Genomic DNA, 14,769 nt, shown 5'->3' on the forward strand with positions numbered 1-14,769 from the left:
TTGCGATGCTCAACATGATCGGGGCGGTGGCGCCGGTTCGATAGCCACTGGCATGCTGTCGCAGGGGCCGGAGACGTGGAATCCGGCGCTTTACCAGTTGGCCGTGAACGTGCATGACGTGGCGGTCAAGCCGTTGACCTCGGTGTTTCTGGCGGTGGTGTTTACCTTGGAGTTGGCGCGTAATTCCACGCGCATCGAGTCCGACCGCGAGTTGGGCGTGAAGATCGTGGCGAGCCCTTCCTGCAAGTCCGGCCAAGCCTCGTAGTCGGCGATGGTCTCCCAATCCTCGATGGACAGCTGGGCCGCGCCCACATGTGAGCGCACATCATCGTCGATGGCCGCGACCTTGAGACGGCGGCGCAACAGCGACACCGAACGACCGGTCTTGCGCGCGGCCTCCTCGACGCTCGACCCCAAGCCCAACAATCCTTGGTAGCCATCGGCTTCCTCGACGACGGTCAGGTCGGTTCGCTGGCTGTTCTCGACCAGCATCAGCTCGCGCTGTTCCCGTTCGTCCAGCTCGGCCACGACCGCCGGAACCCGTTCCAATCCCGCCAGTTTCGCGGCCGCCAGCCGCCGATGGCCGATGACCAGCGTGAACCGTCCCTCCGGCGCGGGCACGACCAGCAGGTTCTGTCGGATGCCTTGGGCGCGGATTGAATCGGCCAGCTCGCCCACATCGCCCACGTCGCGGCGGGGATTCGCCGGATTCGGGTCGATAAGCGCCGTTTCGAGCATGACCACCCCGCCGGCGGCTGGCGCAAGGCCGGTGGTTTCATTGATGGCGGCGATGGTGTTTGCGGTTTCCATGATGGGTTTCCTTTCGAAAAAGAGTTGTCTGAGTGATTGAAGTGGGAAGCGGCGGGCCGCCGGAATCATGTCGTTGTTCAGAGCGCCCAATCGGGCAGCATTCCGTGCTCGCAGGCCGTGACCACGAGGGCGGCCAGCGTGCATTCCTCGTCCGCCAGCAGGGCCTTGAGCCCCCATTCCGCCGCGCGGCCGACATGGCCGGCCGACCACGACAGGTAGGCGCACACCGTCAGCAACTGGGCCCGCCTGCTCTGGGGCACGCGCTCGACGAACCCGGCGAGGATGTCCACCGCGAGGTCGAGGCGTGACGTGTCGGGCTTCTGGCCGGCGTGGAACCAACCCTCCAACACGCGCTCCAGCAGCGCCGTCGATTTCAGCGAATATCGTTCCTCGACCATGACGCGCAGTTGCTTCATGGAAACCTCCGGGCTGATTGCGGTCACGATAAGCGTGTCGCGAGAACGAAGGTCGGCGTCCAGCGTCACGGCCAACGCCAATTGCTCGCGGGCCGTGAAGCCCTCGCCTTTGCCAGCCAGCAGCCTGCGCCACTTCCTCAGCAAGGGCGTGAACCATTCGGCCGCCGCCTCACGCGGCCCCATATCGATGCGCGCCTGCCGGTATTCCTCGGCCAGTCGCTCCACCAGCCGCTCGTCGGCCGGACGCACTGGGGCAATGGTGCCAGTCATATCCATCGGTCCTTTCCGTGGTGTCCGAACCCCCAAGTCCGCTTCCACGCGGCCCATGCCCGCGAGCCATGCGAGCGGCCAAGAGCAATGTCATGCGCTGCAAGCGCATGGCCCAGGGCCGCGATCCGCCCGACGATGGAGGAGAGTATGTCGCGCAGCCCCGTCTGAAGCATTCTCTCCGCAATCAGCGGGCGTCACCCGACGACCACAGCCAAACGTCAATGTCGCTATGGTTGTTGCATGGCACGCAGATATGGAAAAGTCCCGGCGATTGTCGCCGGGGCCAAGTGTTTAGGAACTTTTCGACAGACCGCAGCCGCGTTGCTGTATCAGTCCCGCATCAATCAGCCGAAAACCGAATGACAGATGAATTGGTTCATCCGATCATAGGGATCGCATAACGGCTGAGCACCATTGCTGCAATGCCGAGTAATCCTCTTCTCGGGCTTCGCTAGGGTCGATGCTGTGCGCGAGCAGCATGCGCTCCGATGGGTCGTCCAGAGCGGCAAGCAGTTCACACTTGGTCGGGACGAACACGCCGGCACGGACTGCGTGGACGATCTGCAAGGAGAAGAAGAACCCCTTGAGCATGGCGCGTAAAGCGTCCAGACGGGCATCCGCAGACAGCTCCCGCGTCGTCAGATACGTGTGATTGGTCATGTGATAAAGGTTCGCCACGCTCACCCTCGCGCCCAGCCGGACATCGGCCGGACCATAGGCGGGAAGCAAAGCGCACAGGTTGCCATGCCAGACCTGGGTGCCATGCTCGAACTGCGCGAGCTCATAGGCGGGCCATGCGGCCAGTTCGTCGCGCCCGCAGGTGAAGCCGACGGCCTTGTCTCCCTCCGGCACCGTGCGCATCGCCTCGTGGAAGTGGTCAAGATCGGTCAGATCCACATGGTCGAGCACCACCAGCAAGTCGATGTCGCTGTCCGGCCGGACCTCGCCACGCAGATAACTACCCTGCAATCCCATGCACAGCAAGCGTTCGCCGAACGCCTCTCGCAATGCCGCCATCGCCAGCGGCTTCCATTCACCTAGATCAATCATCGTCAAACTCTCGCAATCATCAGCCAATGTTAAAAGGGCAAAGAAAGTTCAGTCTAGCAAAGAACAGTTCCCCGATTAGGCGTGCCGTCATCGCGGGATGCCTTGTCGGGGTACTGTCCGTCTTTCAGCTGGCCAGGTTGAGCTCGTCGATGGCTTGCTTGAAGTCCGCGATCATCCGGGTCAGTTCGCGCACCCTTTGCTCGGTGATATTGACGATGTCTTCCAAACTGTCCGTCGGCGTTCCCTCCGCATAGGCTTCCTGAAGGAACTCGTCGGCCAGTAGGTTGACGATTTGGCGTTGGTGCTCCGCGACGACGCGCTGGTAATGCTTGATGGCGACCTTTTCGCTGGCGTGGCCTAGCTGGTTCATCACCTCGCGTAATGTGCCGCCCTTGAGCATCAGGAGGGTGGCGTGGCTGGCGCGCAGGTCGTGCAACATCAGATCGGAGCGTCCTGCCTTCTTGCACGCCCGAGCGAACTGCGCCTCCAGCGTGGTCTGGCTCATGACTTTGACCCTTCTGGGCACGAACACCGGCGAAGTGGGGTCATCCAGATCGCAGAACGTGTGCAGGTGCTCGCGAATCATATCGACCAAGGCGTCCGGGATGGGAAGGTCCCGGACGCTGCGCCTGGTCTTGGTCTTGGCGAACCTTGCCTCTCCTCGATCCAGATGTCCCCGGTTGACCGATCTGCGCACACGCAGAACCTTGTTGTCCAGGTCGATGTCACCGACCTGCAGGCCGCAGAGTTCCCCGCATCGCAATCCGCCGGCAAGCGTGGAGAGGAACACCGTCAGCCGCGTGTAATCCGGCATGTTCTCGGCCAGCACGCGCAGTTGCTTGGGTGTGACCGGTGGTATGTCCTCCCTTGCGGAATCCGGCTCCGGCGGTATCGGAAAGATGAACGGATTGTCCTTAAGCAATGGCAGGGATCCATCCAGGCTCATGGTCGTGGCCGAGCGGAACACGGCCTTGAGCCGCATGCAGGCCCGTCGGAACGACCACTGCCCCTCGGGATGCGGGCCGTCATACCAGCTTTTGATATGTCTGGGCTTGATTTCCGTCAGGCGCAGCCCTTCGAACGCGGGCATGAAATGGGCGATGTCCAGGTACAGGTTGCGTCTGGTTCCTCCGGCTATCCGTTCGCCGTTGGGCAGCGTGTATTCGGCGGCCCATTGCTCGACATACTCCTTGAACATCATCTGGTTGGCTCGTTCCCGCCTCATGCGGTCACGGGGATGAACCCACGTTTGGATGCCTTTGGTATGTAGATCGACCAGATGATGCTCGTTCTCCAACCACACATGAGCCTCGTGCTCCTGATGTGGCTTGAATTGCTTCTGCACCTTCTTGCCATGATCCACGGGGTTCGGATAACGAACCTGCCATGCGCTGAGGCTACCGGAATCGTCGTATCGGGGAATGACGGTACCCCATTGGCTACGCGGCTTGGACATGACTTTCCCCACTGGAATGTTAGTTTTTGGCATGATTGCTCTCCCTTGAACAAAAAGTGCACCCAAATATGCACTTAAGGGAGATTGAAGAAAACCTGCATATGCAGCTCAACACAAGGCGGCAAGTCTGCGCGATTTCGGTACGCGGCTAGAGCGTCCTTGGTTACTTCGGCTACGATAAAGCCAAGCCTAGGAACCTTGAAATACCGCCCAAGCTAGGGTGTTTGCGACGGTGCAACCCTATGCTATAGTGGCATCCAGAATTGAAGTTGAATCATGCACCACTTCCGGAGAGGAGGTAGGGCGCATGAGCGGTGATGTTGTTGCCCCCCCTTGGAGGGTGCGACGCGCAGGCGATTCAAGCGATTCGGCAGGCTACCGGTTTTACGCCTCGTGTGGAATAAACATGAAAGACATGTAGAACAATAAAAGAAGTTCCCCCTGCCAGAACTCTGGCAGGGGGAACTTCTTTAGCTTAAATCGCTCTAACGCCTAAGCAAGAAGCTCAGCCGTTGACACGGTCGATGCCGGCCTGGACGTCGGTGAGGACGGAATCCCAGGACTTGATGAAGGAAGCGACGCCGTCGGCTTCCAGCTTGTCAGTGACAGCCTTGAAGTCGATGCCCAGCTCAGCGAGCTTGGCCATGATGGCGTGGGACTCTTCGTAGGTGCCCTTGATGGTCGGGGCGCCGTTGCCGTGATCGGCGAGAGCGTTCAGGGTCTTCTCCGGCATGGTGTTCACGATGAGCGGAGCGACGAGCTCGTCAACGTAGACGCAATCGGAGTAGGCCGGGTTCTTGGTGCCAGTGGAGGCCCACAGCGGACGCTGCTTCTTGGCACCCTTGGCTTCGAGAGCAGCCCAACGCGGATCGTTGGCGAACTTGTTCTCGAACAGCTCGTAAGCGAGGCGAGCGTTGGCGATAGCGGCCTTGCCCTCGAGAGCCTTGGCCTCATCGGAGCCGATCTCCTCAAGCTTGTTGTCGACGGCGGTGTCCACGCGGGACACGAAGAAGGAAGCGACGGAACCGATGTGCTTCAGGTCATGGCCGTTGGCGTCAGCCTGAGCGATGCCTTCGATGAAGGCGTCGATGACCTGCTCGTAACGCTCGAGCGAGAAGATCAGGGTGACGTTGACGGAGATGCCCTTGGCCAGGGTTGCGGTGATTGCCGGCAAGCCTTCGAGGGTTGCCGGGATCTTGATCATGGCGTTCGGACGGTTGACCTTCTCCCAGAGCTCGACAGCCTGCTTCTCAGTGGCTTCAGTCTCGTGGGCCAGACGCGGATCAACTTCGATGGAGACGCGGCCATCGACGAAATCGGTGGCTTCGGCGATCTCACGGAAGATGTCGGTGGCGTTACGCACGTCGGTGGTGGTGAGCTCGCGGATAGCGGTCTCAACGTCAACCTTGCCGAGCTCCTTGAGCTGTGCATCGTACGGGCCGACCTGGCTCAGAGCCTTCTGGAAGATGGACGGGTTGGTGGTGACGCCAACGACGTTCTTGTCCTTGATGAGCTCCTGCAGGTTGCCGGACTCAATACGGGTGCGGGACAGGTCGTCCAGCCAGATCGAGACACCGGAGTCAGAGGTGCGCTGAGTTGCTTCAGTCATTGTTTTTCTCCTTGATACCTTTTTGGATCAAATCTTTATCTATTGTGCGGTAAAAGGGGAGAGGCACATGCATTGTGCCCCTCCCCGTCGAATCACTTGGCGGCTTCGACTTCCGCGATGGAGGCCTTGGCGGCTTCGACAACATGCTCGGCGGTGATGCCCAGATCGATCATGTTCTGAGCGCCGTCGCCCTGCAGGCCGAACTGCTCGATGGAAACCGGCTTGCCGTAGGAGCCGAGGTACTTGTACCACGGCATGGCAACGCCAGCCTCAACGGAGACACGAGCCTTGACGGAGGCCGGAAGCACGGCTTCCTTGTACTCGGCGTCCTGCTCCTCGAACCATTCGAGGGACGGAGCGGACACAACGCGAGCCTTGATGCCTTCGTCAGTCAGGGTCTTGGCTGCGGACACGGCCCACTGCACTTCGGAACCGGTGGCCATGATGATGACATCCGGGGTGCCTTCAGTATCGACGAGCACGTAGGCGCCCTTCTTGACGCCGTCCTTGGCCTTCTCGGCGGTCTCAGCGAGAACCGGAACGCCCTGACGGGTCAGCACCATGGCTGCCGGCAGAGTGTTCTTCTTCTCGAAGAAGTAGCGGTAGGCTTCGGCGGTCTCGTAAGCATCGGCCGGACGAACGACCTCAAGCTGCGGGATGGCGCGGAAGGAGGCCAGATGCTCCACCGGCTGGTGGGTCGGGCCATCTTCGCCGACGGCGACGGAGTCGTGGGACCACACATACAGGTTCGGAATCTGCATGAGGGCGGCCAGACGCACGGCGGAACGCTCGTAGTCGGAGAACATGAAGAAGGTGCCGCCGAACGGACGGGTGTGGGAGCCCAGAAGGATGCCGTTGGTGATGGTACCCATGGTGAATTCGCGCACGCCGAAGTGCAGCTGACGGCCGTACGGGCTGCAGACCGGCCACTGCTTGGTGGCGCACTCGGCGGGAGCGAAGGTGGCAGCGCCCTTCAGATCGGTCTTGTTGGAGCCACCGAGGTCGGCGGAGCCGCCCCAGAGTTCCGGCATGACAGCGGCGATGGCATTCAGCACGGAGCCGGACGCGCCACGGGTTGCAACGCCCTTGCCGACTTCGAAAGTGGCTTCGAGGTCATCAATGGCCTTGTCGAAGCCTTCCGGCAGCTCGCCGGCCTTGAGGCGGTCGTACAGAGCGGCGTTGTCCGGGTTGGCCTTGCGCCATGCGTTGTACTTCTCGTCCCATTCCTTGTGGGCTTCGAGACCGCGCTCAGCAACCTTGCGTGCGTGAGCCAGAGCCTCTTCGTCGACGTGGAAGGACTCTTCCGGATCGTAGCCGAGCAGTTCCTTGAGGCCTGCGACGGCTTCGGCGCCCAGCTTGGAGCCATGAGAAGACGGATCGTTGGTCTTGCCCGGGGTCGGCCAAGCGATCAAGGTGTCGACCTTGATGAGCTTCGGCTGGTTCGGGGCAGCCTCACGAGCCTTGGCGATGGTGTCGGCCAGACCCTCGACATCCTCCTTGTAGGAGCCGTCAGGCTGAATGAAGCTGAACTCGTCGGTGTACCAGCCGTAGGCCTGGAAGCGCTTGAGCACGTCTTCAGCCAGAACCAGGTTGGTGTCGCCTTCGATCTGGATGCGGTTGGCATCGAAGATCACGGTCAGGTTGCCCAGCTGCTGGTTGGCAGCGAGAGATGCAGCTTCGCCGGAGATACCTTCTTCGATATCGCCTTCGCCGCAGATGACCCAGATGTTGTGGTCGAACGGGGACTCGCCTGCCGGAGTTTCCGGATCAAGCAGGCCACGCTGGAAGCGCTGGCCATAGGCGAAACCGATGGCGGAAGCGAAGCCCTGGCCCAGCGGACCAGTGGTCATTTCGATGCCCGGGGTCAGGCCGTATTCTGGATGACCCGGGGTACGGGTGTCAGCGCCGCCACGGAAGTTCTTCAGATCGTCCAGGGTCAGGCCGTAGCCGGAGAAGTACAGCTGGACGTACTGGGTGAGGGAGGCGTGGCCACCGGAAAGGATGAAGCGGTCGCGACCTTCCCAGTTGGGATCGTTCGGATCATGCTTGATGAAATGCTGATACAGGGTGTAGGCGATAGGCGCCAGGGAGACGGGGGAACCCGGGTGGCCGTGTCCCGCACGCTCAACCGCGTCGGCCGACAGGACCTTGGCCATCTTGATGGCGCGCTCGTCCAGCTCGGTCTCCTTGAATTCGGTCATGGATTACTTTCCTTCCAATTGGTCGGGCCGCGTATCCGGCTTGTGCCGAGCGCTCGACGCCCTCACATTGCGTTTTCCATAGTAGCGACGTGAGGTGACGTTGTGATGGATTTTTGGCGTGTTTTGGTAGTTTGTGTTATGTTAACGCTCACAATTAACATTCTCGTGCGATTGTTTTGTTCGATTGGTGGTATGACGAGCATTTCGGGAGATTGCTATCGGAAAAAACGAGAAACGAGTACTCTGGAAGCGAACGTATTAGCACTCGCGCCGCGCGAGTGCTAATACAATGGGAGGAACATTTACGGAAGACGGTTTCGCCTAATATCGCAGATATTCCGAAAACCGGATTCCGCTGAGTCGTATCGCGTATGTAGGAGAGGAGGCACGCATGACGCAGTCAAGACGTATGTTGATACTGCGTGCCGTCGTCGAGGACTATATTCGCTCGCAGGAGCCAGTTGGTTCGACCACCTTGACCAAAGATCATGATCTGGGCGTCAGCTCGGCCACTGTCCGTAATGATATGGCCGCCTTGGAAGATGAGGGATACCTTATTCAACCCCATACATCGGCAGGGCGCATACCAACGGAAAAAGGGTACCGATACTTCGTGGACCGTTTGGCCACGGTGGTGCCGATGTCCGAAGCGCAACGTCGTGGCATCAATAGCTTTTTGTCGGGATCCGTCAATCTGCAGGACACCTTGCAGCGCGCAGCCCGTCTTCTGGCGCAGATCACCGGTCAGGTCGCGGTCGTGGCGGCACCGTCGTTGGCGAAATCGACGTTACGGCATATAGAAATCGTTCCCGTATCAATCAACACCTTGTTGGCCGTCGTCATCACCGATACCGGCCGAGTGGCGCAGCATATGCTCAACGTTTCCGAGTTGCCGAATACCACGGTGCTGTCGCATCTGGTCAACGAAATCAACGCGCAGTGTGCCAGCGTTTCTTTGACTCGAACCGCGGACTATGTCAGGCAGATGTCGTCTCGCAAGGAATACCACTCCATCAGCAAATTGGCGGAAACGCTTGCTCAAGCTTTCGATGGTATGGCCGACGACGAGCGCGCGAGCGAACTCTATATGGCAGGAACCTCACGGCTCGCGCACCAGCGTACCGTGGCCGATCTCGCACCATTGTTCGATGCGTTGGAGGAGCAAGTCGTGCTCATGAAACTCATGAGCTCGTTGAGCGAAGCCACGCAATCCAATGGAGTCGGGGTGGCCATCGGATCCGAAACGCACACGCCCGGTCTACTGCATGCATCCGTGGTGACCAGCGGATACGGTCGAACCTCGGCAACCGTCGACGACACCACAAAAGGCGAGACTGCAGAAGAACAGGGGAGAGAGGCCAGCGATCGCACCACTACAGCGCAGAATTCCAGCGAGCCCATTGCCTTCGTCGGGTCCATTGGACCGACGCATATGGACTACGCGGCAACCATGGCTGCAGTGCGTGCCGTCGCCAGATATCTGACCGCATTCGTGGCGCACGACGAAAACCAAACCAACAGCTGACCCCGCCTTATGGCACAATGACACGCGAAAAGCAATAGGGAAAAGGAACAACCGTGACGGACTATTACGAAGTGCTGGGCGTAGACCGCTCCGCAAGCGACGACGAGATCAAAAAAGCTTATCGAAAGATGAGCCGCAAATATCATCCCGATATCGCAGGTCCGGAATTCGAAGACAAGTTCAAGGAAGTTAATAACGCCTATGAAGTGTTGTCCGACCCGCAGAAGCGTCAGATGTTCGACGCCGGTGTGGACCCGAACGATCCAAATGCCGGAGGTATGAGCGGCAGCGGATTCGGTGGCGGGTTCGGCGACATGGGAGACATCTTCAGCATGTTCACCGGAGGTGCCTTCGGCGGTGGTAATGGCGGACCGACCCCGCGTACGCAGCCAGGACGTGATTCACTTGCCACGGTAACCATCGACTTGAAGACGGCGGTGTTCGGCGACACCGCGCATGTTGAGATCAAGACGTTCGGTCTATGTCAGGAATGCGCCGGCACAGGATGCCAGAAAGGCACCCAGCCCGCGCAATGCCCTGACTGCCATGGACAAGGCTATGCCCAGCGCGTGGTACGCACCATGCTCGGCCAAATGATGACCACTGCGCCATGCGAACGCTGCGAAGGGCACGGTACCGTTATAGAAAATCCGTGTCCATCCTGCCTTGGTCATGGTCGCGTGCGCGTCACCCGTAATGTCGGCGTGTCCGTGCCTGCCGGCGTGACGAACAATACTCGTCTTCGTCTCGCCAATCAGGGCGAAGTGGGTGAAAACGGCGGTGTTGCCGGCGACCTGTATGTCGATATCCGTATCGCTCAGGACGACACCTTCACTCGTGACGGTGATGATTTACACTGCTGGATCCAAGTGCCGATGAGCTGGGCCGTGCTGGGGCATGATCTGGAAATCGACACGTTCGACGGCAAGCAGTCGGTGAGCGTGCCAGCAGGAAGCCAGCCTGACGACACTGTGACCTTGAAGAATCTGGGTGTCACGCATCTTAACAACAAGAACGAGCGTGGCGATCTAGTGGCGCATATCGCAGTGAAGATTCCGACAAAGCTCACTGACGACGAACGTACCTTGATGGAACGGTTCGCAGAAAAACATGACACAGATGCCCAACATGTTGCGGTAAGCGCACGCCCGGCCTCCGGGACGAAGAAGGGCTTCTTCTCCAAGTTAAAGGATGCGTTGCGCTGAATCTGCCTGTTCTAATGCCGTACGTCCGATGAGAAAACAGCGTTAGATCGCATATCAAATAGCCGGTTGCTTCACAAAAATCGAGGCAACCGGCTATTTTGTCAATGTTTCTGCTGTAGCAAGCGGATCGCCTCACGCCTACAACAGCCAATCATCAGACATATCTACGTGTTTATTTGAGCAATGACCGGCACATGGCGCGATACTGGCTCACATATCCGCCGCCGAAGAAAACGCAATGGCCGGCGATGGGGTAGAGCTGCCACAATGTGGTGCGCTCCTGCCATCCCGCTTTCAACGGGTGCACGGACTGGTATCCGTCGAGAATGTCCCGCAGATACGACATGCCGAATAGGTCAAGCATGGCGAGATCCTCTTCACGATGCCCGCCATGCGCTGCCGGATCGATAAGCACCGCTTCCACGGATCCGGAATCGGCTGACCACATGACATTGCCGCTCCACAGATCGCCATGCACACGCGCAGGCTTATCGTTAGCCGCTTTGCCCAGAATTTCAGGCAGCGCTTCAATGACAGCTTCAGTCAATTCCATATCGTAGTCGGTCAGTTCGCGACGTTGAATACCGAGCCGTACCATCGGTCGGAGCCTGCCCTCAGCCAAATATGTGGCCACGTCATCCCATTCGCCGGTATCCATAGGAACGGGATCCTGCAGGGGGCCGAAATAGCAGGTTCCCGTATAGCCGGCCGGGGCGGATCCGAAATAATCAGCGCCGGCATCGTGCATGCGGGCGAGGGACGCGCCGAAATCATGCGCGGCCTGCAGTGTCGGCCCGCAGGCGTTCACACGTTCGATATCGAGATAATCCTTGCCCCAATCGTATACGTCCACAACACGCGAACCTCCCTTAGAGCTCGCTTCACCAAGCCATTGCAGGCCACGGCCTTCACATTCGAAGAAACCTTCCGGGCTGAATGCTCTGCTTTTACGGTATTTGCTCATAATGCCGGGCCTTTCTTTTGCATCATGCGCCACGTTTGCGAGACTATGTAGAGTCGCTGGCGAGATTCCGATAGATTTTGGCACCATTGTGTGCATGGTTTGAGACAACTCAAGGATCCATAGCGAAAAATTAGGCCCCTCTCGCTAGTCTTAGATGCGGAAAAGCAGACGAAACCATTAATACATGTAAAAGAGGGTTCATGAATTTCTTCCAAGCGATTTTCCTTGGGCTGGTGCAGGCATTGACCGAGTACCTGCCGGTTTCTTCCAGTGCCCATATCCGCATCATCGGCGATTTGATGCTGGGATCTGACCCGGGCGCCGCGTTTACCGCCATTATTCAGATCGGCACCGAGCTTGCCGTGATTTTGTATTTCCGTCACGACATCATCCGTATTCTCGGTGCTTGGTTTGGCTCCCTGTTCGGCAAGGAGGGCAAGGATTTCAAAAGCCGCATGGGCGCGCACAATCCGGATACCCAGATGGGCTGGTTCATTATCCTCGGCACCATGCCGATTCTGATTGCGGGCCTGCTGTTCAAGCATGCCATCGAAGGATCGCTGCGCAATCTGTGGATCACCGTCACCGTGCTTGTGCTGTTCGGCGTGTTGCTGTGGGTGGTCGATGCTCGTTCCAAGCAGGTCAAGACCATGAAGGAAATGACTTGGAAGGACGCGTTGATCTTCGGCATCGGCCAGATGCTCGCCTTAATTCCAGGCGTTTCCCGTTCCGGCGGCACCATCACCTTCGGACGTGCTATGGGGTACACCCGTGAGGCAGCCGTTCGCGTGAGCTTCCTTATGGCCATTCCCGCCGTGTTCGGCGCAGGCATTCTAGAAGCCGTATCGGCCGTTAAGGACGTTGCGGCAGGGGATGCCGGCATGTTCCCAGGCTGGGGTCCGACCATCGCCGCAGCCGTCGTGGCGTTCGTAGTCGGCTACGTGGTGATCATCGGCTTCCTGAAGTTCGTATCCACATTCTCGTACAAGGCGTTCGCCATCTACCGCATCGGCTTGGCTGTCGTCGTGGCACTGCTGCTGATCACAGGCGTGCTCTCTCCGCTGGAAGCCGTGGCTGCAGCGTGAACCTAATTCGATAAGCGAACAACAAACAAAAAGTTGGGCCGACCATCCTGTGATGATTGGCCCAACTTGTATATTGGCAGCCTATCGTCAGTCGCAACGTCAATTGCCGCGCAAGAACGATTCGGCCTCGCGGATCAATTCCTCACATGCCGGCATGCCATTCGACGCGATACGTTGTGCCTGAGCGTTCAAATCGTAATCCCGCTCCAAACAGGCAAGATAATCTCCAGAGTGCGTCTGCTCAACAATCTCATCGGCATTCTTGCGCCATTCTGCGGCCTTCCTATTCAAATCACCCTCGATAAGCGGATGCTCCAACAGAAGCGACAATGCGCGAACCAGCTCAAGCGTGCCCTGCAAACATTCCGTATTGGCGCAATAATGAGGCACGGAGACCCACATGGACGTGGTTCGGAATCCCGCATCCGACGCAAAAGCGTCAAGAATGTTGGGAATGCCCACAGGGCCGTTATATTCCTTGTCAGGCTCGCTTTCGCAGCCATTCTTGGAAATATCAAGCGGCAAAGGCCTCGTATGAGGGCAGTCGTCGAACATGGATCCTAGCGTGACAATATCGCTCACATCATAATCCTCTGCGATGCGCAATGTTTGTCTGCAGTATTCCTCCCAACGATAATTCGGCTCGGGGGCAATCTGCGCAAGAAAATGCAGCGTAGGGGAGACGTCAATGTCATAAAACGTGGTCTGCGGCCAAATGATTCGCTTACGTCCCTGTACCGAGCAGATCATCGGACGAGCCACCTGATAATCATAAAAACCCTCGTTGTCGATATGACGAACCTCCTGTGAATCATATCGCGATACAAGATGCCGTATGACATTCGTCGCGGCCTGGCAGGCATCATTCCAACCCTCGAATGCGGCGATCAATATCGTCGTTCGTCTTGTCGTCTCCTCACACATGTCTTAAATGTATAACGAAACCGAAGAGGCTGCGACACGCTTTTGCCGTCGGTGAATGACGAGCATTTGCGATATCACTGCAGACAGTCAACGAAACAGTTAACGGTCTATTTTCACAGCACCTTCAGCCGTTTATCATTTTGTCCGATAATGTACGCTGTGCGACAGTGTTTCGATCGGGCTGCAAGAATGGCTTTATTTCAACGGTTTGAAGCCATGTTAATCAGCGGTTTGGACCGAGGCCTGCCAAAAGGTAGCCAAACCCGTATATGACAATTGGCTATGGAGATGAAGTGACCCATGGCCTCGGTTTGCATTGCCCTTGCCGTGGGTCGGTTTCATCATACCCGGCATCCCTGCCCGGCGAGTTTCGCCAAGCTGGCGTCGGGCGCATCGAACCACACCCCGCGCTTGGCGGGCGACACCAGCTCCGCGCCCAGCCCGTGCCCCGGCGTCCATCTGCGGACGAACCCCGATGCGTCGCGGTAGGCCACCATGCCGCACTCCGACCTCCAGAAGCCCTGCCATTCCGGCGTCTCGCGGCTCTTGTCGAAGTCGAAGCAGCCGTCCCTCAGAAGGGCCAAGAGATCGGGTTCGACGGGTTCGCCGGTCACAGGGTCGTTGACGACCAGACACAGGTCGGCGGCGTTGCGCCTCACGGCGGAGATTCGCCATGACTTCGGCAGACCGCCGGGCTCGAACGTCACGAGGCGGTCGTCCGGCACCACGCGCCATGCGTCCGTCAGGCCATTGCGCGGGTCGCGGTCGGGCAGGTCGGCGGACGGGCGCACGTCGTCGGGGTCGATTCTCCCGAACGGCCCCTCGACCTTCCGGCTTTCGCCCAGCAGGAGGTCGTCCGGCGAGGCGTCCGTTCTCGTCAGCCAGTTCCACGGTCGTTCCGGCCTGTCCCGCCCCAACCACAGTCCGCCGCCCCCGTCGCGCCACAGCACCACGGTCTCCGGCTCCCTCGACATATGCTCGCCAACCTTTCGTCGTTGTTTTCCTATCCATCTAAGGCATGGCGCGGAAACCGGCGGGACAGCCAAGGGCATGACTGGTTACGCGGTGGAGTTCCATATCCCGACGGAGCATTTCATGTCCTCACTGACCAAGGTGTCCTCCACGACGAGGGCGAGGCACAGGGCTTGGATACGCAGGTACGCGCGTGGCGTCTGGCGAGCCGCAATCGAAGCGGGCGCATACAGAACGGAGCGCTTCGTCGCCTTGGCGATGGTGCAGTGGCCGGGGCCCTCG

General features: G+C 59.0%; 12 protein-coding genes. 3 read left to right on the forward strand and 9 right to left on the reverse strand.

Translation table 11 applies throughout. The features are described 5' to 3' along the window. Positions 1 to 90: 90 nt before the first annotated feature. From AH68_RS05575 to tkt, 6 genes are all read right to left on the reverse strand, one after another. Positions 91 to 954, reverse strand: coding sequence for a ParB/RepB/Spo0J family partition protein (locus AH68_RS05575; RefSeq protein WP_395947786.1), 864 nt, complete (start codon positions 952 to 954; stop codon positions 91 to 93). Next, on the reverse strand, positions 888 to 1,496 hold the full coding sequence (locus tag AH68_RS05580; RefSeq protein WP_236682357.1) for a hypothetical protein: 609 nt from the start codon (positions 1,494 to 1,496) through the stop codon (positions 888 to 890). Before AH68_RS05580 ends, AH68_RS05575 begins: the two co-directional genes overlap by 67 nt. 384 nt (positions 1,497 to 1,880) lie before the next feature. Continuing rightward, positions 1,881 to 2,546, reverse strand: coding sequence for a nucleotidyltransferase family protein (locus AH68_RS05585; RefSeq protein ID WP_033501911.1), 666 nt, complete (start codon positions 2,544 to 2,546; stop codon positions 1,881 to 1,883). A 124-nt stretch (positions 2,547 to 2,670) separates the two neighbouring features. Continuing rightward, positions 2,671 to 4,035 (reverse strand): tyrosine-type recombinase/integrase, encoded by a 1,365-nt coding sequence (locus AH68_RS05590; RefSeq protein ID WP_052189169.1) that lies wholly within the window; start codon positions 4,033 to 4,035, stop codon positions 2,671 to 2,673. Positions 4,036 to 4,507: 472 nt separating this feature from the next. Next, entirely contained in the window at positions 4,508 to 5,611 is a 1,104-nt protein-coding gene (gene tal, locus AH68_RS05595) for a transaldolase (RefSeq protein WP_003834796.1), read from the reverse strand. Between the two features lie 92 nt (positions 5,612 to 5,703). Further along, positions 5,704 to 7,812 carry a transketolase gene (tkt, locus tag AH68_RS05600; protein ID WP_039198384.1) on the reverse strand — a complete coding sequence of 703 codons (2,109 nt, stop codon included), beginning with the start codon at positions 7,810 to 7,812 and terminating at the stop codon, positions 5,704 to 5,706. Between the two features lie 391 nt (positions 7,813 to 8,203). Between tkt and hrcA the strand changes: the two genes are divergently transcribed. Together hrcA and dnaJ are read left to right on the forward strand one after the other, a co-directional pair. Then, complete coding sequence (gene hrcA / locus AH68_RS05605) at positions 8,204 to 9,337, forward strand: heat-inducible transcriptional repressor HrcA (RefSeq protein WP_039198385.1); 1,134 nt, start codon at positions 8,204 to 8,206, stop codon at positions 9,335 to 9,337. Positions 9,338 to 9,390: 53 nt separating this feature from the next. Next, the gene (dnaJ, locus tag AH68_RS05610; protein ID WP_039198387.1) at positions 9,391 to 10,542 is read left to right on the forward strand and encodes a molecular chaperone DnaJ; all 1,152 of its coding nucleotides are present in this window, start codon (positions 9,391 to 9,393) and stop codon (positions 10,540 to 10,542) included. A gap of 172 nt (positions 10,543 to 10,714) precedes the next feature. On the opposite strand, the gene AH68_RS05615 is transcribed toward dnaJ, so the two are convergent. Beyond that, a complete protein-coding gene (locus AH68_RS05615; RefSeq protein ID WP_039198389.1) occupies positions 10,715 to 11,506 on the reverse strand; it encodes a fructosamine kinase family protein in 792 nt (263 codons plus the stop codon). Between the two features lie 200 nt (positions 11,507 to 11,706). Between AH68_RS05615 and AH68_RS05620 the strand changes: the two genes are divergently transcribed. Further along, entirely contained in the window at positions 11,707 to 12,591 is an 885-nt protein-coding gene (locus AH68_RS05620; RefSeq protein WP_039198392.1) for an undecaprenyl-diphosphate phosphatase, read from the forward strand. A 99-nt stretch (positions 12,592 to 12,690) separates the two neighbouring features. Here AH68_RS05620 and AH68_RS05625 read toward each other — a convergent pair whose 3' ends face one another. Together AH68_RS05625 and AH68_RS10105 are read right to left on the reverse strand one after the other, a co-directional pair. Then, positions 12,691 to 13,515, reverse strand: coding sequence for a PAC2 family protein (locus tag AH68_RS05625; protein ID WP_039198394.1), 825 nt, complete (start codon positions 13,513 to 13,515; stop codon positions 12,691 to 12,693). Positions 13,516 to 13,856: 341 nt separating this feature from the next. After that, a complete protein-coding gene (locus AH68_RS10105) occupies positions 13,857 to 14,489 on the reverse strand; it encodes a hypothetical protein (RefSeq protein WP_236682358.1) in 633 nt (210 codons plus the stop codon). Positions 14,490 to 14,769 lie beyond the last annotated feature (280 nt).

The organism is Bifidobacterium catenulatum PV20-2 (assembly GCF_000800455.1).
GTDB classification, from domain to species: Bacteria; Actinomycetota; Actinomycetes; order Actinomycetales; family Bifidobacteriaceae; genus Bifidobacterium; species Bifidobacterium kashiwanohense_A.